This is a genomic window from Arthrobacter sp. zg-Y1171 (assembly GCF_025244845.1).
In the GTDB taxonomy this organism is placed as follows: domain Bacteria; phylum Actinomycetota; class Actinomycetes; order Actinomycetales; family Micrococcaceae; genus Arthrobacter_B.
The window spans coordinates 1,641,281-1,663,024 of sequence record NZ_CP104264.1 but is presented as its reverse complement, the minus strand read 5'-3'; the positions used below and the strand labels follow the sequence as shown (position 1 = coordinate 1,663,024).

Here is a 21,744-nt window from a genome sequence, read left to right as displayed (position 1 = left end):
TTCTCCGCCCGGATCATCCGTCCATGCGATGGGTTCGCCCCGGAACCGGCGGAGGGTTGAAAGGTACCCTCCACTGCCGCTGCGGCGGCCGATCCGAAAGGAAGCAAAACGTGTATCTGGCACTCCGCGACATTCGCTTCGCCAAGGGGCGGTTTGCCCTGATGGGCAGCGTCGTCGCCCTGATTACCCTCCTTCTGGTGCTGCTCTCCGGGCTTACCGCGGGCCTGGGCAACCAAAACACTGCGGCGATCAAGGACCTTGGCTCCGCCGGGGTGAACATCGTTGCCTTCGGTGCACCCGACGGCGGTGAAGCCAAGGTCTCCTATACGGAATCAACCGTCACAGCTGAGCAGTTGGCTGAGTGGCGGAAGACGCCCGGCATCGAGACCGCTGAACCCGTAGGCATCACCCAAACGCGCATTACCGGCGGGGCCAGCGCAAACGTGGCTGTCTTCGGCGTCGAACCGGGCAGCACTCTCGCGCCCCGCCAGGTCGGCGACGGACAGATCCTCATTGGATCGGAAACAGCGGATTCCCTGTCCCTGGATCCGGGGGACGAAGTGCGCCTGGGCGGCCGGGTCCTGACTGTTGAAGACATTGTCGACCAGTCCTACTACAGCCATACGCCGCTCGTCTGGACGTCCCTGGCTACGTGGCAGGCTGCGGCCCATACCAACGATGAGGGCTCCGACGCGGCGCCGGTGGCCACCGTGATCGCCGCCTCGGGCTCCGCCGCCGAGCAGGCAGACGACGCCGCAGGCACTGTCTCCACGGGTATCCGCGGCTCTTTCAACGGACTGGGCGCCTACACCTCGGAAAACGGTTCGCTGCTGATGATGCAGGCGTTCCTGTACGGCATCTCCGCACTGGTCATTGTGGCCTTCCTGGCGGTCTGGACCATCCAGCGCACCCGCGACATCGCCGTGCTGAAGGCCTTGGGCGGGAGCTCCGCTTACCTGATGCGTGACGCACTGGCCCAGGCGGGGACCATCGTTGCCGCAGGTGCCGTCACCGGCGGGGTGCTCGCCGTACTGATCGGCCTGGCCGCCGCTGCGGTTGCTCCGTTCATCCTGTCGGTTTCCACCGCACTGCTGCCGATCCTCGGCATCGTGGTGCTCGGGCTTGCCGGGGCGGCCGGCGCCGTACGCCGGGTTGCCAAGGTAGATCCGCTGACTGCTCTCGGCGGCAACTAGGGACCTCCAGTCTGTATTCCCAAGAAAGGACCAGCACAACATGGCAGAAACCTCAGCTTCGGCATTTGTTCCACCCACCCGCGCAGCCACTGCCGCACTGCACCTGCAGGACGTAACCCTCGAATACCCCGACGGCGTCAGCACGCTGAAGGCACTGGACCGGGTCAGCCTGGCTGTTCCCCGGGGAAAAATCCTCTCGCTGGTGGGTCCGTCCGGGTCCGGCAAGTCCTCCCTCCTCGCCGTTGCCGCCACTCTGATACGCCCGGCGTCGGGCACCGTGACGGTGAGCGGCCGGGATGCCGGCGAACTGGACGACGCCGGCCGGACTGCACTGCGGCGTACCGCACTTGGCATTGTCTTCCAGCAGGCGAACCTGATTCCGTCCCTCACGGCCGTGGAGCAGCTCGTCATCACTGACCGGCTGCGCGGCAGGGCCGGGAAGGAATCCGAGTCCCGGGCGCGGGAGCTCCTGGAACTCGTGGGGCTGTCCCAATCCACCGCGGCGCGCCATCCCCACCAGCTCTCCGGCGGACAGCGTCAGCGGGTCAACATTGCCCGTGCCCTGATGGGCAGTCCGTCCCTGCTGCTGGTGGATGAACCCACCGCCGCGCTGGACCACGACCGGTCCGAGGCGATTGTCCGCCTATTGGTTGCCGTGACACGCGAATTCGACCTGGGTACGGTGATGGTGACCCACGATACCGAGTTCGTGCCCCTGACCGATGAGGTGGCGGCCATGCGGGACGGCAGGCTTATTGAACACGGCCCCGCAGCCTAGTCCTTCCGACGGGCGCGGCTGGGCTGGACCCGGGGCGGCTCCCCCGGCATCTTCGGATAGTCCGGCGGGAAAGGCAGTTCGCCCAGGCCGTTGGCCAGGTCCCGTTCCCACCAGCCCAGCAGGACGTCGATGGACCCCGGCCGGGCGGACATCTCCGCCCAGGGATCCCCGACGGTGCGCAGCCGCTCCGGAACTGTCTGCATAGTGAAGTCCGCAGGATGCACCCGTTCCAGCTCGTCCCAGGTGATCGGGCAGGAGACGGGTGCGTTCGGAAGCGCCCGGGGGCTGTATGCGCCGGCCATGGTCCGGTCGCGGTTGGCCTGGTTGAAGTCCACGAACACCCGCGTGCCGCGCTCTTCCTTCCACCAGGCCGTGGTCACCTTGTCCGGCATCCGGCGCTCCACCTCCCGGGCCGCGGCAATCACGGCATGCCGGACGTCCAGGAATTCACGCTCCGGGCGGATGGGCGCGAAGAGGTGGATGCCCCGGTTGCCCGAAGTCTTGATGTAGGCGTCCAACCCGGCCTCGGCGAGGATGGACCGCAGCTCCTGGGCCGGACGCACGGCGTCGTCGAAATCCGTGCCCGGCTGCGGATCCAGGTCAATACGCAGCTGGTCCGGGTTGTCCGTGTTGTCCGCCCGTGACGGCCAGGGATGGAACACCACCGTGTTCATCTGCGCCGCCCACACCGCGGCGGCAGGCTCATCCAGGACCACCTGCGGGTGTGAACGCGCGCTCGGGTATTCCACGGTGACGGCGCGCATCCAGTCCGGCATGCCGCGCGGCGGATTCTTGGAGAAGAACACCTCTCCGCCGATGCCCTCCGGGAAGCGCTCCAGTGAGACGGGCCGGCCGCCGTTGGCCCGGATGAACGCCTCACCCACCTCCGCGAGATAACGGGCCAGATCCAGTTTCGTGATTCCGGGATCAGGCCAGATGACCCGTCCGGGACTGGAGATGCGGACCTGCCGCTCCCCCTCCGGGCCGGGAACGGCCAAGGTGGTTTCCTCGCGTGCCATCGTTCTGCTTTCCCTCATCGGACAGTGTGGGAAAGAGGCTACCGTGTCAGGCCGCAGGCTTCCCCCGCACCGGTTCCACCGGTGCGCCGGGCCGGTAGTTCTTCCGCCCGTGGACAAAGTGGTACAGCACCGTGGAGGCCAGCAGCACGGCGGCCAGCACCCAGTACATGCCGTGGAATCCCATCAGCGGCAGGAGCATGCCCAGAAGCAGCGGACCAAGGCCCACACCGGCGTCCATCAGGATGAAGAACGTGGACGTCGCCAGGCCGATCCGGGCCGCCGGCGCCGTTGTCACGGCAATCGCCTGGGCGCACGGCATCAGTGCACCGAAGCCGAACCCCACAAACACGCCGGCCAGGGCCATCACGGTGTCATTGGGGGCGTAGGCCAGCAGCGCCAGGCCGACGGCGAAGGACACCAGGGTCGGGTACACCACGGCGTTGTCACCGTGCCGGTCCTGGATGCGGCCCACAAACAACCGCGAAACCAGCACCACGCACGCATAGACCACAAAGAAGAGGCTGGCGCCGAGCACCAGGCCTTCCGTCTGGGCATAGGAGTTAAGGAAGGAGAGGATGCCGGCGTAAGCCGCGCCGGCAATGAACATCACCGATGCGATGGCCAGTGCCGACGGATCGATGATGTCCGTGAGGTGCATCCGCCATTTGTTCTCTTGTTCCTCGGCGGTCGGTGTGCGTTCCGGCAGGGACAACACCAGGGACAAGGCGAGGGCGACGGCGGCGCAGCCGGCAGCAAACAGGAACAGGGCGCGGTAACTGACGGACTCCGCCAGGAACACGGCCAGGAACGGGCCTACCGCGGTAGCCATCGTGGTGGAGATACCGAAGTAGCCGGTACCCTCGCCCCGCCGGTGGACCGGAATGAGCCCCATGACCGAGGCGGAAATACTCGTGCTGGCCGCTCCGAAGGCCATGCCGTGCAGGATCCGGACAATCAGGAGCAGCGCCAGGTTGGACGCCGGGATATACAGCAGCGAGGCCACCACGAACACCGCAAGGCTGGTCACCAGCAGCCGGCGCCGCCCCACGAAGTCCAGGAACTTCCCGGCGAACACCCGTGCCGCCAACGCGCCGAGGACGAAGGATCCGGAAGCAAATCCGGCAGCGCTGTCGGATGCGGAGAACTCCTGCACCGTATAGAGCGCCATGGTGGTCATCAACAGATAAAACACCAGTGAGATAAAGAGGTTCGTGATGATCGCCAGCACAAATCCCCTGGTCCATAATTTCTGACCGCTGCCAGCCACTGCATTCTCCTGTTTCCTCGGAACAAGCGACCGATATTGGAAGGCCGCCTAACAATCTTACGCGCCGTCGTCACCGGTCGGGAAATCGGCCTGCCGCCGCCGTCCACGGGCTGGATTGGACGAAATTACAGTGATCCCGACCACTTTTAGCTGCGTGGTGATGCAGTCGTGACGGATGCGAAAACTTCAGTCACTCCTGTACCGGAGGGTGGAATTCTTCGAGCGCAGATCAGGGCGCAGGGACAGCGATTCCGAGGCGGTGGTACGCCTGTTACTGAAGGGGTCACACGCGTAACACCTGTCTCGAGGCCTGGATGACCAGCGACTCGGGGCAGGAGGAAAAGCCCTGTTAATATTGAGACTGAAGCCGGCCGATGTGGCCGAAGAGGCAGATTTCGGTTAGCATATCGCGCCCTCGATCACACGCCTGAGAGAAGCAGATCACACAATGGTTATCCAACCGTAACTATCTTGTACGGTTATTCCCATGCCGCTTTCTGATGCGGCTCCCCCGGGCTTGTTACCTAGCTCTGCCGCTAGTCCCGGGGTCCACAGAACGCACAACCACGGCAGAGGCGGGGGAACCAATTATGGGTTCCTTGAATCCTTGGGGTTAAGTCTCCGGTTTCACCGGCGGCCGGGTGTCTCCCATCCGAATCCGACAGCTCACCTCGCAGGTATCGGGAGAGGTTATTACATGACTTTCAACAAGACTCGTGGACGCCACCGCGCCGAGAACATCGTCGTTGCTGGCCGCGGACGGACCATCGGCAGCGCCGCTGCAGTAGTCGTCGCAGGTTCCGGCCTGATGCTCAGCATGGCCGCACCGGCCTCCGCCGGAGTTGTCGCCAATGACAACTACACCCCGTCGCAGGCCGTTGCACCGGCCGCTCCGGTAGCAGCCGCACCCGTTGCAGCCGCACCGGTAGCTGCCCCCGCAGCTGCTGCCACCACCCACACCGTTGTTTCCGGTGACACCCTGGGCCAGATCTCCGCCGCTTACGGCGTTGGCCTGGACTCCGTCCTGGCGCTGAACGGCCTGTCCCTGGCTTCGATCATCTACCCCGGCGATGTCATCACCGTTGCCGGCGAAGCCGCTCCGGCCATTGCTGCCGAGCCCGTTGCGTCCTACGCCGCTCCGGCTGCAGCACCGGTCGCAGCACCGGTTGCAGCACCGGTTGAGCCCGCCAATACCGGCGTGGTCACCACCCAGTCCACCAACATCACGCCGGCTGCAGCAACCCCCGCAGCCAGCGGCACCAACGCCATCATGCTGGCTTCGGCACAGTCGCAGCTGGGCGCAGCCCAGGACTGCACCGTGCTGGTTGAGGTTGCCCTGCGCGCCGCAGGCCACAGCGTGGGGGACCTTGCTCCCGCACAGCTGGCCGCCTACGGCACCCAGGTCTCCACCCCGGAGCCCGGTGACATGGTCTACTACGCCGACGGCGGCATGGGCCTGGCCCACATTGCCATCTACATCGGCAACGGCGAAGCCATCCACAGCGGCTGGAACGGCAACCAGACCGTAGTCCAGTCCGTCAACGTCGGCTCCGGCCCCGTGTTCTACCGCGCATAAGGCTTCCAGCCACACCGCGCCAAAATAAGCGTCCGTCCCGCAAGGGACGGACGCTTGTTGCGTTAAGCGGTGAGGACCGGCCGGACGCATCAGGGCACAAACCGGTAGCCCATGCCGTGTTCAGTGAGCAGGTGTTCCGGAGCAGCCGGGTCACGCTCCAGTTTCCGCCTCAGCTGTCCGATGTACAGCCGCAGATAGCCCGAGTCCGTGGTGCCGGGGCCCCAGACGTTCGTGAGCAGGGCCTGCTGGGTGACCAGCATGCCTGGATGGGCGAGCAGTTCGGACAGGAACCGCCACTCGGTCGGCGTCAGGCGGATGTCCGAGCCGTCGTCGACCCGCGCGATGCGCCGCGCGGCCAGGTCCACCCGTACGGCCCCGAACGTGATCTCGCTGGGGCCGGCCGCGGCGGGCGACCGGCGGGACAGTGCCCGGATCCGGGCCAGCAGCTCCTCGGTGGAAAAGGGTTTAGTGACGTAGTCATCCGCCCCCAGGTCCAGCGCCCGCACCTTGTCCGCCGGGTCGATCCGGCCCGAGACCACCAGGATGGGCACGGCACTCCAGCCTCGGACCGCTTCAATGACGTCCATGCCGCTCAGCCCCGGCATGCCCAGGTCCAGCACCAGCAGGTCCGGATGGGTGTCCACTGCCTTCCGGATGGCGGCACTGCCGCTTTCCGCTGTCACTACCTCATATCCGTACGCGCTCAGCGTGATGCGCAGCGCGCGGAGGATCTGCACGTCGTCGTCGGCGACCAGGATCTTCATCCGGCCACCGCCGGCGTGGAGATCCCTGCCGCATGGATACCGCGTTCAGCGGCAGGCAGCGAGAGGACCATGGTCAGTCCGCCGCCGGGTGTGTCTTCGGTTTCCAGCGTTCCGCCCATTCCTTCGGTGAATCCCTTGGCCAATGCCAGGCCCAGGCCCAGCCCGGTTGAGTTATCCGTGTCCCCCAGCCGCTGGAAGGGGACAAAGATTTCTCCCCGCCGCTGCTCCGGGACACCGGGTCCCGAGTCTATGACGCGGATTTCCACCCGGCCGGCAAACTCGCTGACGGACAGGACAGATTTCGTTCCCTCCGGGCTGAAGCGCACCGCGTTGGCCAGCAGGTTGACCAGAACCCGCTGCAGGAGCACCGGATCGGCCACCACCACGCGCGGGGCGGCGGGGATTTCCAGTTCCACGTCCGCCGGTCCCAGTTCGAGTTCCTCGAGCGCCGGCAGCACCGCATCCGCTACATTCAGCGGCTCCAGGCTCACGCCGACGACGCCGGCCTGCAGCCTGCTCACGTCCAGCAGGCTGGTGACGAGTCCGGAAAGTGAGGCCAGTGATTCCTCGGCGGTGGCGAGAAGTTCGCTGCGGTCCTGCTCGGACCAGGTGACGTCCGTTGCCCGCAGCCCGGTAACGGCGGCGGTCGCTGCGGTCAGGGGCCGGCGCAGGTCATGCCCGACGGCGGCCAGCAGCGCGGTGCGGACCTTGTCCGCCTCGGCCAGTGAGCCGAGCCCCCTGGCGGTTTCGGTCAGTTCACGGTGTTCCAGCGCCGCCTCCAATTGGGCGGTGATGACCGCCAGCAGCCGCCGGTCGGACGCAGCCAGTTCGCGCCCCCACAGATCAAGGGAGCACCGCTCCCCCACCGGCAGGCGGGTGAACGCCGGATCGTCGGGTGAGGCGGAGGCCGGCCACTCGCCTTCGGAGTACAGGTCTTCGCCCTCGGACCGCATCCGTGCGGCGCTCACGTTGAAGGCTTCACGGGTGCGGCTGACCAGGGCGGCCAGTGCATCTTCACCGCGCAGCACGCTGCCGGCCACCGATGCGAGCAGCTCGGATTCCGACGCCGAGCGCCGGGCGGTGCGCGCCCTCCGCGCGGCGGCATCCACCACGTAGCTGACGAGCAGTGCGTTCACGACGTAGAGCCCCAGTGCCAGCATGTGCGACGGCGTGGCCACGGTAACGGTGTACAGCGGTTGGATGAAGAAGAAGTCCAGGGTCAGGCCCGAGAGCAGCGCCGCGAACAGGGCCGGCCAGATGCCGCCGATCAGGGCCACGAGGATGACCAGCAGCTGGTAGCTCAGCACGTCGCCGGTGATGGTTTCGGCGCTCCGGAGCGAAACCAGGCCTGCCGTCAGCAGCGGACCGCCCACAAGGGCGAAGGCGAAGCCCAGCAGCCGCCGGCGCATCGAGAGGGCACCGCCGAAGTGCGGCAGCACCAGGGTCCGGGCAGCCGCCGAGTGGGAGACCATATGCACGTCGATGTCCCCGGATTCCCGGATGACCGTGGCGCCGATGCCCGGTCCGGACAGCAGTGCTGCGATCCGGGGACGGCGGCTGACCCCCACCACCAGCTGCGTGGCGTTGACGCCCCGGGCAAAGTCAACCAATGCCCGCGGAACATCGTTGCCCACCACCTGGTGGAACGTGCCGCCGAGCTTCTCCACCAGGAGCCGCTGCGCGGCCAGTTCTGCCGGTTCCGGCCCGCGCAGTCCGTCGGCCCCGGAGACGTGGACGGCCAGCAGCTTTCCCCCGGCGGACCGGGCAGCAATCCGTGCCCCGCGGCGCAGCAGGGTGCGCCCTTCGGCGCCGCCGGTGAGCGCCACCACCACCCGCTCCCGGGCCTCCCATTTGCGGCTAATGCCGTGCTCTTCACGGTAGCGGTTCAGAGCCGAGTCCACCTCGTCCGCCAGCCACAGCAGGGCCAGTTCGCGCAGGGCCGTCAGGTTTCCGAGGCGGAAATAGTTGGACAGGGCTGCGTCCACCCGTTCTTCCGGGTAGATGACGCCGTCGGCCAGGCGGCCGCGCAGCGACTGGGGAGTGAGGTCCACCAGCTCCACCTGTTCGGCTCCGCGCAGGACGGCGTCCGGTACGGTTTCGGCCTGCAGGGTCCCGGTGATCTGCTCGATCACATCGTTGAGGGAGTCGATGTGCTGGATGTTCACGGTGGACAGGACGTTGATCCCGGCGTCGAGCAGGGCCTGCACGTCCTGCCACCGCTTTTCGTTCTTCAGTCCGGGCACGTTGGTATGGGCCAGTTCATCCACCAGCGCGTATTCCGGCGCCCGCGCCAGGACGGCGTCCAGGTCCAGCTCCGTGAGTTCCAGCCCGCGGTGGCTGAGGGCGGCGCGCGGGACCGTCTCCAGCCCCTCGGCCAGGGCAGCTGTCGCGGCGCGGCCATGGGTTTCCACCAGCGCGACGACGACGTCGGATCCCTCATCCCGGAGGCGGCGCCCCTCTTCAAGCATGGCGTAGGTCTTGCCCACGCCGGGCGCCGCCCCCAGGAATACCCTCAGTTGTCCTCGCGTCATGGACTAAGTGTCCAGCTCCGCCAGCGAAATGTTCAAAAGCAACACGTTGACGGTACTGCTGCCCAGGACTCCGGCGAACGGGGCCTGCGTGGCGTCGTCCACCAGGGCGGAGACCTGCTCCGGGTCCAGGCCGCGTTCGGCGGCCACCCGGTCCACCTGCATCCGGGCGTACTCGGGGCTGATGTGCGGATCCAGCCCGGACCCCGATGTGGTGACGGCATCGGCGGGGACGTCTTCCGGATCCACCCCTTCCAGCTCGGCCACGGCGGCCCGCCGCTCGGCCACGGCAGCCGCCAGGTCCTCGCTCAGCGGGCCGAGGTTGGAACCGCTGGAGGCACCGCCGTCATACCCGTCCCCCGCTGCGGAGGGCCGGGACTGGAACCATTCGGGCAGGGCCGCGCCGTCGGCGTCCGTGAACGGCTGGCCGATCAATTCGGAGCCCACCTCGTTGCCGCCGCTGCTGACCATCGAGCCATTGGCCCGGCCGTGCAGTGCGGCCTGGCCGATCCCGGCCACTGCCAGCGGATACACGACGCCGAGCAGGAGCGTGAGCACCGCCAGGGCGCGGAGGGAGACGCCAAGCTGGCGCATGCTGCTGCGGACGGGATTCATTTCCTGCTCCTAGTAAGGGGGATGCTGCGGATGGTGCGGATGATGGTTGCCATGTCAGAACCCCGGGATGAGGCTGATCAGCAGGTCAATGAGCTTGATGCCGATGAACGGCGCAATCACGCCGCCCACTCCGTAGATCAGCAGGTTGCGGCTGAGGATCGAGGAGGATCCGGCAGCCCGGTACTTCACGCCGCGCAGCGCCAGCGGAATCAGTGCCACGATGATCACCGCGTTGAAGATCACCGCGGAGAGGATGGCCGAGGCCGGAGAGTGGAGCTGCATCAGGTTCAGCGCGGCAAGGCCGGGGAAAATCCCCACGAACATCGCCGGGATGATGGCGAAGTACTTGGCAATGTCGTTGGCGATCGAGAAGGTGGTCAGGGCGCCGCGGGTAATCAGCAGCTGCTTGCCGATCCCGACGATGTCAATCAGTTTGGTGGGGTCCGAGTCCAGGTCCACCATGTTGCCGGCTTCCTTGGCCGCGGACGTGCCCGTGTTCATGGCCACGCCGACGTCGGCCTGGGCCAGTGCCGGGGCGTCGTTGGTGCCGTCGCCCGTCATGGCCACCAGATGCCCGCCCGCCTGTTCGCGGCGGATCAGGGCCATCTTGTCCTCGGGGGTGGCTTCGGCCAGGAAGTCGTCCACGCCTGCCTCGGCGGCAATGGCCTTCGCGGTGTACGGGTTGTCGCCGGTGATCATCACGGTCCGGATGCCCATGGCCCGCAGCTGCGTGAAGCGTTCCTTCAGGCCGTCCTTGACCACGTCCTTCAGGTGGATCACACCGAGCACCCGGGTGCCGCCGTCGGCGTCCCGAACCGCCACCAGCAGCGGAGTGCCGCCGCCGGTCGAGATCTTCTTGACCTGGTCCTCGACCGCGATGAGGACGTCGACGTCGATGCCGCCGGACTCCGCCGTCCAGTCCAGGATGGCGGAGGAGGCGCCCTTGCGGATCTTCGCCCCGTCGGGGAAGTCCATGCCGCTCATCCGCGTCTGGGCGGTGAAGGGAACACTGGTGGAGCCGGCCGGCGGTTCCGGGCGGCAGCCCTTCGCGGCGGCCAGGTCCACAACGGACTTGCCCTCCGGGGTGGGATCCCCAAAGGAGGACAACACGGCGGCGTCGATCAGGTCGGTGCTGTCGGTGCCGTTGATCGGGGTGAACCCGGCGGCCTGGCGGTTGCCGTACGTGATGGTGCCCGTCTTATCGAGCAGCAGCGTGGTGACGTCGCCGGCGGCCTCCACCGCACGGCCGGACATGGCCAGGACATTGCGCTGGACCAGGCGGTCCATGCCGGCAATGCCGATGGCCGATAGCAGCGCGCCGATAGTGGTGGGGATCAGGCAGACCAGCAGGGCCACCAGGACGGGGATGCTGACCGTGGCGGATGAATAGCTTGCCAGCGGGTTAAGCGTCAGCACCACCACGATGAAGATGAGCGACAGCGTGGCCAGGAGGATGTTCAGGGCAATCTCGTTGGGCGTCTTCTGCCGCGCGGCGCCTTCGACGAGCCGGATCATCCGGTCCACGAAGGTTTCCCCGGGTTTGCTGGTGATCCGGACGATAATCCGGTCGGACAGGACCCGGGTACCACCGGTAACCGCCGAGCGGTCGCCGCCGGATTCGCGGACGACCGGGGCGGATTCGCCGGTGATTGCCGACTCGTCGACGGACGCGATGCCGTCGATGATGTCGCCGTCGCCGGGGATGATCTGCCCGGCCTCGACCACCACCACGTCGTCCAGCCCAAGATCGGCCGAGGGAACCTCCGAGATGGTTGCCCCGAGGCCGGCGGGATCGCGGCCGGAGTCGTAACCCTCCAGCCGGTAGGCGGTGGTGGTGGCCCGGCTGTTGCGCAGGCTGGCTGCCTGCGCCTTCCCGCGGCCCTCGGCCACGGCTTCAGCGAGGTTGGCAAAGATGACGGTGGCCCAGAGCCAGCCGGCAATCAGCCAGGAGAAAACGCCGGGGACGGGTGTGCCGCCGGAGTCCTGCGGGCCGCCGAGGAAGGGCTCGGCAACGGCGATCGCGGTGATCAGTACGGCACCCACTTCGACGATAAACATCACCGGGGTGCGGACCATCAGCCGCGGGTCCAGTTTCCGGAAGGCTCCGGGCAGGGCGGCGGCCAGCGAGCCTGCGGTTATGCCACGGCCGGCAGGAGCCGGTTCGGAGTCCGCAACGGATTCCAGGGGTTTGGTAAGTGTGGACATGGTTATTGCAGTCCTTCCGCCAGGGGACCCAGCGCGAGTACGGGAAAGAAGGTCAGGGCAGTCACGATCACGGTGACGCCGCACAGCAGCGTCACGGACTGGGGCCTGTGGGTGGGCAGGGTGCCGGCCGAGGCGGGGACCTTGCCCTGTTCGGCGAAGGCTCCGGCCAGGGCGACCACGAAGACCATCGGCAGGAAACGGCCCACAAGCATGGCCACGCCGAGTGCCGTGTTCAGCCACGGGGTGTTGGCCGTGAGTCCGGCGAACGCGGAGCCGTTGTTATTGGCTGCTGAAGTGAAGGCGTAGAGAACCTCGCTGAAGCCGTGGAGCCCGGTGTTCAGGATGGAAGTGCCCTCGATGTCGGCCCGGATGCCGGGAACCGCGAAGCTCAGCGCCGTCCCCACCAGGACCAGGGTCGGCATGGTGAGGATGTAGAGGCTGGCAAGCTTGATTTCCCGCGGGCCGATTTTCTTGCCCAGGTACTCAGGAGTGCGTCCCACCAGGAGCCCGGCCACAAAAGCGGTGATGATCGCCAGGATCAGCATGCCGTAGAGCCCGGACCCGACGCCGCCCGGCGCCACTTCCCCGAGCATCATGTTCAGCATCGCCATCATGCCGCCCAGCGGACTGAAGCTGTCATGCATGGCGTTCACCGCACCGGTGGACGTCAGCGTGCTGGTTGAGCCAAAGAGGGTCGATGCGGCTATTCCGAACCGCTGTTCCTTTCCTTCCATGGAACCGGCCGCACCGTCCGCGGCGCCGAATTCGAATGCGGTCATGGCCGCGAGCGACACCGTGAAGATTGAGGCCATGGCTGCCAGGATCGCGTACCCCTGCCGGCGGTCCCCCACCATGGTGCCGAACGTTCGGGGCAGGCTGAACGGGATAACGAGCATCAGGAAGATTTCCACCAGGTTGGTCCACCCGCTGGGGTTTTCAAACGGGTGCGCGGAGTTGGCATTGAAGAAGCCGCCGCCGTTGGTGCCCAGGAGCTTAATGGCTTCCTGGGAGGCCACCGGTCCGCCGGGGACCGTGGACGTTCCGCCGAGGAGGTTGGTGACGGAGGTGAAGCCGTTGAAGTTCTGGATCACGCCGCCGAGGATCAGCACAACGGCGGCCAGGAAAGCGCCGGGCAGCAGCAACCGCAGCACGCTGCGGGTCAGGTCCACCCAGAAATTGCCGATGGTGGTCGAGTTGCGGCCGGCCAGGCCGCGGATCAGTGCCACCGCCACGGCCAGACCCACGGCTGCGGACAGGAAGTTCTGCACCGCCAGGCCGGCCATCTGCACCGCGTAACCCATGGTGACTTCGGGCGAGTAGGACTGCCAGTTGGTGTTGGCCACGAAGGAAGCTGCCGTGTTGAAGGACAGGGCCTCGGGCACCGCCGGAAGGCCGAGCGAGCCCGGCAGCAGGTGCTGGAGTCGCTGCAGCAGGTAAAGCAGGAGCATGCTGGCCCCGGAGAAAACCAGGACTGAGCGCAGGTAGCTCTGCCAGGCCTGGCCGGAGGAACCGTCCACTCCGACCAGGCGGTAGAAGCCGCGCTCCGCACGGAGGTGTTTGTCGGAGGAGTACAGCCGGGCCATGTAGTCACCGAGCGGCCGGTGGACCGCCGCGAGCAGGACCACCAGGCTGAGGACCTGTGCGGCCGTTACCCAGCCGCCCATCAGAACCGCTCCGGTCGAACAAGTGCCACCAGGAGATAGCCGACGGCGGCCACCCCGAGGCAGAGTGCAAGGACGTTGAAAACGATCACAGCTTTTCCACCGCCCCGGCCATCAGGACAAACGCAGCGAAAAGCCCTACGAAGCCCACCACAAATAAAACATCAAGCACGGGAATTGCCCCCAGCCGTTCAGCGTGCTGCCGCTTTGGCAGCACGGGCACACCTTGTGCCGCATCTGATTACATGCCCTCGCCGGCGCTCAAAGAGCCATCCTCACGCTTTCCTCACGCCGGCACCCCAAACCCTTACGGAATGCCCATGTAAATGGGTGATTGCGACGCCGGGCTGCCGGGGTGCAGCCGGGTCGGGGCCGCGCGGTATACACTGTAAACTGTCGTCCACCGAAGGAACCGCCGTGTCCCGCAACCTGCCCCTCAGCCCCGCCGCGATAGCTGCGGCTGCACTCCGAATCGCGGACGCGGACGGCCTTGACGCCGTCTCCATGCGCAGGGTGGCTGCAGAGTTCGGGGTTTCGGCGATGGCACTGTACCGCCATGTGGCGGACCGCAGCGCCCTGCTGCTCCTGATGGCCGATGCCGCCACCAAGGACTACGCCCTCCTGCCCGCCCGGGACCTGTCGTGGCAGGAAACCCTGGCACACCTGGCCGATGCCCAATGGCGGGCCTTCACGGCGCACCCCTGGCTGCTGCGCATTATCCTGACGCCGCGCCGGCTCGTGAACATGGCCACCCCGGACGAGGTGGAACTGGTGCTCTCCCGGCTGGGCTCAGCCGGCCTGAGTGAGGACGAGGGCTTCGACTGCCTGCTGGGGATTTCCGCGGCCGTGATCGGAACGGCGTCCATCACGGCCGCGGCCCACTTCGGTGCCCCGGGAAAGGCTGACGACTCCGATTCAAGCGGCCACCCGCACTGGACGCCGGATGCCGTGGAGCAACACCCGCGGGCGGCCCGGTTCCAGGCCCAGGGCATCAGCTATTCGGGCTCACGCCGGTCACTGGACTTCTTCGTCGCAAACTTCATTGCCGGCGTCGAACAGCAACTCACCCAAGCTCCGGGCGCCCCAACCCGCCCGGTTTCACGGAAGGAAGAAAATGAAACTCAGCAATAAGACCGCCATCATCACCGGCGGGGCCGGCGGAATCGGCCAGGGCATTGTCCGGAGGTTCCTCGCCGAAGGCGCCAAGGTGGCCGTGGTGGACATCGACCAGGCCCAGGGCGACAAGCTGCTGGCCGATCTTGAGGGCAAGGGCGAGGTCATTTTCATCGCCAAGGACATTGCCAAGGCGGAGAACGCTGCGGCCATCGTGGCGGAAACCGTGGAGCGCTTCGGCGGCCTGGACATCCTGGTCAACAACGCCCACGCGTCCAAGCAGGCACCCATCATGGAAACCACGCCGGAGATCTGGGACCTGTCCTTCAACACGGGCACCATGGCAACCTTCCACCTGATGCGCGCCGCGTACCCGGAGCTGAAGAAGACCCGGGGCAGCATCATCAACTTCGGCTCCGGCGCCGGGATCAAGGGCCTGCCGAACCAGGTGGCCTACGCCGCGGCAAAGGAAGCCATCCGCGCCATTTCCCGCACCGCCGCCAACGAATGGGCCGCGGACGGCATCCGCGTCAACGTGGTTTCCCCCGTCGCACTGACCCCCGGCATTGTCCAGTGGAGCCAGGCCTTCCCGGAGGCCTACCAGGAAGTCGTCGACGGCGTTCCCCTGGGCCGCCTGGGCGATCCCGAAACGGACATCGCCCCCATCGTGGTGTTCCTCGCCAGCGAGGATTCCCAGTACCTGACCGGCCAGACCCTCATGGCCGACGGCGGCACCATCAAGCTCTACTAGCCGGCAGCCGGGGCCGGGCCGAGGATTGCCCAGCCCTTCGCGGGCAGGGCCAGCTGCCTGCCCGGAACGTCCAGCCCGCCCGCGCCGGCCAGGACGTCCCGGGCAGCTTCGGGCACCTGCACGGTGACCGACGTGTCCTCGAGGTTCATCGCCACGAACAGCGAGTGGCCGGCGTCGAACACCTCGTAGACCAGCTGCTCGTTGGCGAGCGAATGTACCCGCGTGCGGGCAGCATGCACCCAGTGGTGCCTGCGGCGCAGCCCGATCAGTTCCTGGTGCAGGTGGTAGAGCGGCTGCCCCACGGCCGAAAGCTCCTCGGGGGAAGCCGGGAAGGACGGGCGGATGTCGTCGTCCCCTCCGGCGCGGTCCTCCTTGTCGCCCCGGTAGCCCTGCTCGTCGCCGTAGTACACCGTCGGGGTGCCCGGGAGGGTGAACAGCAGCACCAGTGCGTGCGCGAGCCGGCCCGACGGCGCCAGCCGGCTGGCGATGCGGGTGACGTCATGGTTGCCGACAAAGGTCAACGGCACAAAGGTGTCCAGGAAGGTGTTGTGCCGTTCCAGCGCGGCGGACAGCTCATAGAAGTTCGCTTCGGCCAGCGAACTCCAGATGGCCTTCCACAGTTCGTACTGGGTCACCGAATCCAGGTGTCCGGCACGCACGTCCTCCGGGTAGTTCCCGTGGATGTACTCCCCCACGAAATACGCGTCGGGGAACTCCGTGCGGACCTCGTCCAGGACCTTCGCCCAGAACGGTGACGGCACCGCGTAAGCGGCGTCCAGCCGCCAGCCGTCCGCGCCGCGGCGCAGCCAGTGCTTCATCACGTCGGCCACGAAATCCGCGACGGCGGGCTCGGCATGGTTCAGGGCCACCAGGTGGTGGTGGCCCTCGAAGTCTTTGTAGTCCGGTTCGGTTCCCGGCGTCCAGCCGTCCGGCCAGGTAAAACCGAACCAGTCCGCCGTCGTCGCCCCCGGGCCCTGCTCGAGCGCCTGGCGGAAGGGGGCGAAGGAGCGGCCGGTGTGGTTGAAGACGCCGTCGAGGAGCACCCTGATTCCGCGTGCGTGCGCCTGGGCCACCAATTCGTCGAAGTCGGCATCGTCGCCCAGCCGGGAATCTATCCGGTAATAGTCGGTGGTGTCATACCCGTGGGTTTCGGAGGCAAACACCGGTCCGAGCGCGAGGCCGGAGGCCCCCATCTCCACGAGGTAATCGAGCCACGGAACCAGCTGCGTCAGTCCGTGCCGCGCCGGGGCCTGCTCCGGGAGTGCAGCCTTTTCCGCTCCGGCAAAGCCCAGCGGATAGACCTGCCACCACACCACATGCTCCACCCAGTCCGGCGTCGTCATATGTTTCTCATCCCTTCGCGCTGCGGAGTACTGCCCCCTACAGTCTGCCATCAGCACGCTTACCTTCGGGAATTTCCTCCCGGCACCTGCATCCAGGCCTAGAGCATGCCCTCCGGGACGGAGGGGAAGTCCTTCGCTTCGTAGAGCTTGGCGACGGCGCTCATGTAGTCGGTCCACTGGGCACCGGCGATCGCGGAGCCGTCCACGTAAGAGCGGGTGACGCCGTTGATTTCCTGATCATTCAGGGAGGAGTAGGAGTTCCAGTTCCCCACCCAGGACGCCGTCGCGATGCCGGTGGTGTAGCCGACGGTCCAGGTCTGCTCGGACATGTCCGTGGTGCCGGTCTTGGCCGCGGCAGGGACGCCGATGGGGTGGATGCTGCCCGGTGAGCCCTCAACCAGTTTCTGCAGCGGCTGCGTCACGGCAGCGGCCACGTCCTCGCTGATGGCGCGGGTGCATTCGCCGCCGGCGACGTCGTAGGCGTTGCCGGAGCCGTCGGTGACTTCGGTCAGCGCGGTGGGTGTGCAGTACTCGCCGCCGCTGGCAAAGGTGGCGTAGGCCGAAGCGATGGTCAGCGGGGAGACTTCCTGGCCGCCGAGGACAAAGGAGGGACTGGTGACTTCCAGGGGTTCACCGTCCACTGCGCGGTGGACACCCATGCTGGTGGCAGTATCCCGGATGTCGCACAGGTCGAGCTGGGCTGCCTGCGCCACGGTGGCGGTGTTGACGGACTGCCGCAGGCCGTCCGCAACGGTCATCTTCTTCTCGTAGCCCTCGGAGGCGTTCTTGAATTTCCATTCATCGAACTCCGCATTCGGACCGAGGCAGCTGGCCTTCCAGTCGAAACCTGCCGGGTAGGACGTACGTGTGGCGTCGATGGTGTCGTTGAGGCCGTGGCCGGCCGCCAGCCAGGCGGCGGTGGTGAACGGCTTCATGGTGGAACCGGGCTGGAACCCGTAGGGAGTGCCGCCCATGTCTGCGTCCACATTGAAGTTGAGCTGGGTTTTACCGTCGCCCAGCTCCGGCGTGTACTCGGTGTTCTGGGCCATGGCAAGAATTTTGCCCGTGCCCGGTTCCACGGAGACTATGGCCGAGCCGGCCCCGGAGGGATCCCCCACCGGAACCTGGGCTTCGACCTGCTTCTGCGCCTGCGACTGCAGCCGCGAGTCCAGCGTGGTCCGGATGGTCAACCCGCCCCGTGCCAGGAGCTTGGCGCGCTCTTCGACGTCGGCACCGAAGGCTTCCGACTGCAGGATGGTCTGTTCCACGTAGCTGCAGAAATACTGGGCCGTTTCGGCTCCCGTACATCCCGAGGTCACTGTCTGCGGGTTCAGGTCCAGTCCACTCGCCACCGCTTCGTCATACTCGGCCTGGCTGATCTTGACGTTCTTCAGCATGGCTGCGAGCACGATGTCCCGGCGTGCCTGCGTTCCTTCGGGATTGGTGAACGGGTTGTAGTGGCTGGGCGACTGCACCATGCCGGCCAGCATCGCCGACTGTGCCGGGGTCAGCTCCGAAGCGGAGATACCGAAGTAGCTCTGGGCCGCGGCTTCCACGCCGTAGGTCTGTCCGCCGAAGAGGACGATGTTGAGGTAGCCCTCCAGGATCTCTTCCTTGGAGTACTGCTTTTCGACGGCGACGGCGAGTTTGGCTTCACGCAGTTTGTCGCCGAGGTCCTTGGTGCCGCTCAGGGTGAGGTCGCTGCCGCCCTTGCCGGAGGCAATGTCCCGGCTGATGAGCACGTTGTTCACGTACTGCATGGTCAGGGTGGAGGCGCCCTGCGTGTGCGAACCGGCCGCGTTGGAGGCAACGGCACGGGCAACGCCCTTGAAATCAATGCCGTTGTGCTCGAAGAAGCGTGCGTCCTCGATGGAGACGATGGCGTCCTGCATGCTCTGCGACATCTCGTCCAGCTCCACCGGAACCCGGTTCTGGGCATAGAAGGTGGCCAGCAGGACGCCGTCGGCGCTGTAGATCTTTGATCCCTCATCCAGGGGTCCGGTTTCCAGCTCGTCGGGCAGCTGGTCCAGCACTCCGACGGCCATGTCCGTGCCCGTGGCTGCTACCGCCGCCATGGGGATCAGGGTGCTGGCTGCCAACACGCCGGCCAGCAGGCTGACGAGGAGGAACGCGACTAACCGTCCGGGCACGGAAAGTCTCTCGAGGAATGAGGATTTGGGGGGACGCATCCGTACAAGTTATCGACATTGCCTGAGAAGGATCTTGACCGTATGGGTCACATCGGGTAAGGGACGGAAGGACCCGGCGTCCTGAAACAGGACGGAATCCCGCTCCAGCATTGGGATCGGGAGCTGCCGGTCCACGCTGCGGGCTTCCCGCAGCGTGGACGACCCGGAAACCCCGCGAGAACAAGATCACAGCAAACCCGCACTTCCGGGAGTGCAAAAGGAGGGGCCGTAAGCCGCTGATGCGACTTACGGCCCCTCCTTCTGTGTGTTGGCTGAAGCGTGTTGCCTAAGGCCTCACAGCAACGGCGCTTTAGGCGTCGACGACAATCGAGGTGATGGCCGGGGTGCGGTTGTAGAAGCGGCGCATCCAGTTGGCGACGGCGCGCTCGATGATGTCTTCGAGGTCCTCGCCCTTCGCGCCGCGGCGGTTACCGGCGTTGGCCAGGGCCTTTTCCACGGCATCCTCGGCCTTGGGCAGGTCCTCGGACTTGATGGTGAAACCCTTGGTGAAGAACTCGGCCGGCTCGGCAATGGTGCCCGTGTCGGCGTCGACCAGGGCCAGCACCGTCACGGCACCTTCCTCGGCCAGCTGCATGCGTTCCTTCAGCGTTTCCTCAGTGGTGTGGCCAACGCTGTCGCCGTCCACGAAGACCAGGTCCACCTGGTGCTTGCCGGAGATCGTGGCGCGGCCGCGGCGCAGGTCCACGGTCATGCCGTTCTCGGCGATGACGACGTCCCGGGGATCCATTCCGGTGGCCTCTGCGATGGCTCCGTTAGCTTTGAGGTGGCGCCATTCGCCGTGCACCGGCATCACGTTGCGCGGCTTGACGATGTTGTAGCAGTAGGCGAGTTCGCCGGCGCTGGCGTGGCCGGAGACGTGCACCTTGGCATTGCCCTTGTGCACCACGTTGGCGCCGATCTTGGTCAGGTTGTTGATGATGCCGTAGATGGCGTTCTCGTTACCCGGGATCAGCGAGCTGGCCATCAGCACGGTGTCGCCCTCGTGGATCCGGATCTGGTGGTCCTTGTTGGCCATGCGGGACAGCGCAGCCATCGGCTCGCCCTGCGAACCGGTGCAGATCAGCACCACCTTGTGGTCATCGGTGCGCTGCAGGGACTTGAAGTCCACCAGGATGCCCTTGGGGATCTTCAGGTAGCCCAGTTCCTCGGCAATGGTCATGTTGCGGATCATCGACCGGCCCACGAAGGACACCTTGCGGTTGTAGCGCTCGGCGGCGTCAATGACCTGCTGGATGCGGTGGATATGGCTGGCGAAGCTGGAGACGATGATCCGGCGCGGGGCGGTGCGGAACACGGTGTCGATGGCCGGAGCCAGTTCCTTTTCCGAGGCCATGAAGCCGGGAACCTCGGCGTTGGTGGAGTCGGTGAGGAACAGGTCCACGCCCTCCACGCCCAGCCGGGCGAAGCCGGTGAGGTCGGTGATGCGGCGGTCCAGCGGGAACTGGTCCATCTTGAAGTCGCCGGTGTGCAGCGCCATGCCGGCCGCCGTGCGGATGGCAATGGCCAGGCCGTCGGGGATGGAGTGGTTCACGGCGAGGAACTCAAGGTCGAAGCCGCCGATGGTGCGGCGGTCGCCTTCCTTGACCTGGATCAGCTTGGGCTTGATCCGGTGTTCCTTCAGCTTGGCCTCGATGAACGCCAGGGTCAGCTTGGAGCCGACAATGGGGATATCCGAGCGCTCACGCAGCAGGTACGGCACGCCGCCGATGTGGTCTTCGTGGCCGTGCGTCAGGACCACGGCGACGACGTCTTGCAGGCGGTCGCGGATGGCGGTGAAGTCCGGCAGGATCAGGTTTACGCCCGGGTGTTCTTCTTCGGGGAAGAGCACGCCGCAGTCGACGATCAGCAGTTTGCCGTCGAATTCGAAAACGGTCATGTTCCTGCCGATTTCGCCAAGGCCGCCGAGGTTCATGACACGCATGGTTCCCTTGGCGAGTTCCCGGGGGGCTTTCAGGACGGCAGGTGTTCTATTCACGGATGAGGGTTCTTTCGTTGGGGATCGGATTGCAGGTTGGAACGGCAGCCGTACGGCGGCATTCCGGAAGTCTGTGGTGCGGCCAGAACAGGGCCGGCAGCTGTTGTGCTTCTTTCATTCTATTGACTTTTCCGGCGCGCCGGGGACACCGGGCCCTCACGGAGAGTCTCGGAAGGGTTCGGCGGGTGTTTTCTTCCCGTGCCGGCAGCGGTTCAGCTCCGCTGGAGGGCGTTCTTCTGCGACTTGTTGATCCCGGTGCTGCGCCCGCAGTTGGAGCAGGTAAAAGCGTAGCGGCGGCTGGTGGTGAAGACGGGGATGAAGAAGAGCGTCAGTCGGTTGGCGCGCTCTTCCACATACTGCTCTCCGTAGACACCGCAGTACTGGCAGGTGGCCGGCCGCGAAAAGAGTGAGGAGAGCACGGTCTTGAATCCAATGAGCACGAACATCCGACCACTCTATGTCGCGCCGGCAGGGCGGGGCGTGCGGACACGCGGGTTTTACTAAGGTTGCTTATCACCAGGGGGTTGGATGCCTTTCGGGCGCGGAACGCCGTGGAGCCCGCACGCCCCGAGTGGCGAGGCGCAGCGGCCCAAATGGATCTGCGCGCTACTGGAGGAGGTCGACGTCGTCCGTCCACAAAACTTCTCTTCGTCGCCCTCTCCCCTGCCTTGACACACCCGCTGGCCGCTTCCGTCACGCCAGCAGCAGATTATGGGCCTGGACGCGGCCGTGCCCGCCGGGCCTGG

The 21,744-nt window shown here is 66.3% G+C and carries 18 protein-coding genes and 1 riboswitch; of the genes, 5 read left to right on the top strand and 13 right to left on the bottom strand.

Annotation, left to right across the window (positions count from 1 at the left end; translation table 11 throughout):
* Positions 1–110: 110 nt before the first annotated feature.
* Both N2L00_RS07805 and N2L00_RS07800 read left to right on the top strand, forming a co-directional pair.
* A complete protein-coding gene (locus N2L00_RS07805; RefSeq protein ID WP_152272206.1) occupies positions 111–1,193 on the top strand; it encodes an ABC transporter permease in 1,083 nt (360 codons plus the stop codon).
* A gap of 40 nt (positions 1,194–1,233) precedes the next feature.
* Positions 1,234–1,971, top strand: coding sequence for an ABC transporter ATP-binding protein (locus tag N2L00_RS07800; protein WP_255863055.1), 738 nt, complete (start codon positions 1,234–1,236; stop codon positions 1,969–1,971).
* On the opposite strand, the gene ligD is transcribed toward N2L00_RS07800, so the two are convergent.
* Entirely contained in the window at positions 1,968–2,990 is a 1,023-nt protein-coding gene (gene ligD / locus N2L00_RS07795; protein WP_255863056.1) for a non-homologous end-joining DNA ligase, read from the bottom strand. The two genes, N2L00_RS07800 and ligD, sit on opposite strands and share 4 nt — an antisense overlap.
* 46 nt (positions 2,991–3,036) lie before the next feature.
* Positions 3,037–4,257, bottom strand: coding sequence for an MFS transporter (locus N2L00_RS07790; RefSeq protein ID WP_255863057.1), 1,221 nt, complete (start codon positions 4,255–4,257; stop codon positions 3,037–3,039).
* 540 nt (positions 4,258–4,797) lie between these two features.
* Positions 4,798–4,951: riboswitch (cyclic di-AMP (ydaO/yuaA leader) on the top strand.
* 3 nt (positions 4,952–4,954) lie between these two features.
* Between N2L00_RS07790 and N2L00_RS07785 the strand changes: the two genes are divergently transcribed.
* Complete coding sequence (locus N2L00_RS07785; protein WP_255863058.1) at positions 4,955–5,833, top strand: LysM peptidoglycan-binding domain-containing protein; 879 nt, start codon at positions 4,955–4,957, stop codon at positions 5,831–5,833.
* 89 nt (positions 5,834–5,922) lie between these two features.
* Here the strand turns inward: N2L00_RS07785 and N2L00_RS07780 are convergent, their stop codons facing one another.
* Genes N2L00_RS07780 through N2L00_RS07750 form a run of 7 tightly spaced genes read right to left on the bottom strand, consistent with a single transcriptional unit; the run spans position 5,923 to position 13,823 of the window.
* Complete coding sequence (locus N2L00_RS07780; protein WP_255766103.1) at positions 5,923–6,597, bottom strand: response regulator; 675 nt, start codon at positions 6,595–6,597, stop codon at positions 5,923–5,925.
* Positions 6,594–9,128: an ATP-binding protein gene (locus N2L00_RS07775; RefSeq protein WP_255766102.1), complete on the bottom strand. Its 2,535-nt coding sequence runs from the start codon at positions 9,126–9,128 to the stop codon at positions 6,594–6,596. Before N2L00_RS07775 ends, N2L00_RS07780 begins: the two co-directional genes overlap by 4 nt.
* Before the next feature lie 3 nt (positions 9,129–9,131).
* The gene (gene kdpC / locus N2L00_RS07770) at positions 9,132–9,740 is read right to left on the bottom strand and encodes a potassium-transporting ATPase subunit KdpC (protein WP_255766101.1); all 609 of its coding nucleotides are present in this window, start codon (positions 9,738–9,740) and stop codon (positions 9,132–9,134) included.
* A 54-nt stretch (positions 9,741–9,794) separates the two neighbouring features.
* A complete protein-coding gene (gene kdpB, locus N2L00_RS07765) occupies positions 9,795–11,945 on the bottom strand; it encodes a potassium-transporting ATPase subunit KdpB (protein ID WP_255863059.1) in 2,151 nt (716 codons plus the stop codon).
* Positions 11,946–11,947: 2 nt separating this feature from the next.
* Complete coding sequence (gene kdpA / locus N2L00_RS07760) at positions 11,948–13,609, bottom strand: potassium-transporting ATPase subunit KdpA (RefSeq protein ID WP_255766097.1); 1,662 nt, start codon at positions 13,607–13,609, stop codon at positions 11,948–11,950.
* Complete coding sequence (locus tag N2L00_RS07755; RefSeq protein ID WP_227921892.1) at positions 13,609–13,698, bottom strand: potassium-transporting ATPase subunit F; 90 nt, start codon at positions 13,696–13,698, stop codon at positions 13,609–13,611. The genes kdpA and N2L00_RS07755 overlap by 1 nt, the downstream gene beginning before the upstream one ends.
* Positions 13,695–13,823 (bottom strand): hypothetical protein, encoded by a 129-nt coding sequence (locus N2L00_RS07750; RefSeq protein WP_255766094.1) that lies wholly within the window; start codon positions 13,821–13,823, stop codon positions 13,695–13,697. The genes N2L00_RS07755 and N2L00_RS07750 overlap by 4 nt, the downstream gene beginning before the upstream one ends.
* Before the next feature lie 200 nt (positions 13,824–14,023).
* Here N2L00_RS07750 and N2L00_RS07745 point away from each other — a divergent pair, with 200 nt between their 5' ends.
* Both N2L00_RS07745 and N2L00_RS07740 read left to right on the top strand, forming a co-directional pair.
* Positions 14,024–14,737 (top strand): TetR/AcrR family transcriptional regulator, encoded by a 714-nt coding sequence (locus N2L00_RS07745; protein ID WP_255863060.1) that lies wholly within the window; start codon positions 14,024–14,026, stop codon positions 14,735–14,737.
* Complete coding sequence (locus N2L00_RS07740; RefSeq protein ID WP_255766092.1) at positions 14,721–15,470, top strand: SDR family NAD(P)-dependent oxidoreductase; 750 nt, start codon at positions 14,721–14,723, stop codon at positions 15,468–15,470. Before N2L00_RS07745 ends, N2L00_RS07740 begins: the two co-directional genes overlap by 17 nt.
* Here N2L00_RS07740 and N2L00_RS07735 read toward each other — a convergent pair.
* The 4 genes from N2L00_RS07735 to N2L00_RS07720 all read right to left on the bottom strand — a co-directional run bounded on the left by N2L00_RS07735 (position 15,467) and on the right by N2L00_RS07720 (position 21,444).
* The gene (locus N2L00_RS07735) at positions 15,467–16,813 is read right to left on the bottom strand and encodes an alpha-amylase family glycosyl hydrolase (protein ID WP_255863061.1); all 1,347 of its coding nucleotides are present in this window, start codon (positions 16,811–16,813) and stop codon (positions 15,467–15,469) included. The two genes, N2L00_RS07740 and N2L00_RS07735, sit on opposite strands and share 4 nt — an antisense overlap.
* 98 nt (positions 16,814–16,911) lie before the next feature.
* Positions 16,912–18,963 (bottom strand): transglycosylase domain-containing protein, encoded by a 2,052-nt coding sequence (locus tag N2L00_RS07730; protein ID WP_255863062.1) that lies wholly within the window; start codon positions 18,961–18,963, stop codon positions 16,912–16,914.
* 349 nt (positions 18,964–19,312) lie between these two features.
* Positions 19,313–20,944 (bottom strand): ribonuclease J, encoded by a 1,632-nt coding sequence (locus N2L00_RS07725; RefSeq protein WP_255766582.1) that lies wholly within the window; start codon positions 20,942–20,944, stop codon positions 19,313–19,315.
* Between the two features lie 266 nt (positions 20,945–21,210).
* On the bottom strand, positions 21,211–21,444 hold the full coding sequence (locus N2L00_RS07720) for a zinc-ribbon domain-containing protein (RefSeq protein WP_255863063.1): 234 nt from the start codon (positions 21,442–21,444) through the stop codon (positions 21,211–21,213).
* Between the last annotated feature and the right edge of the window lie 300 nt (positions 21,445–21,744).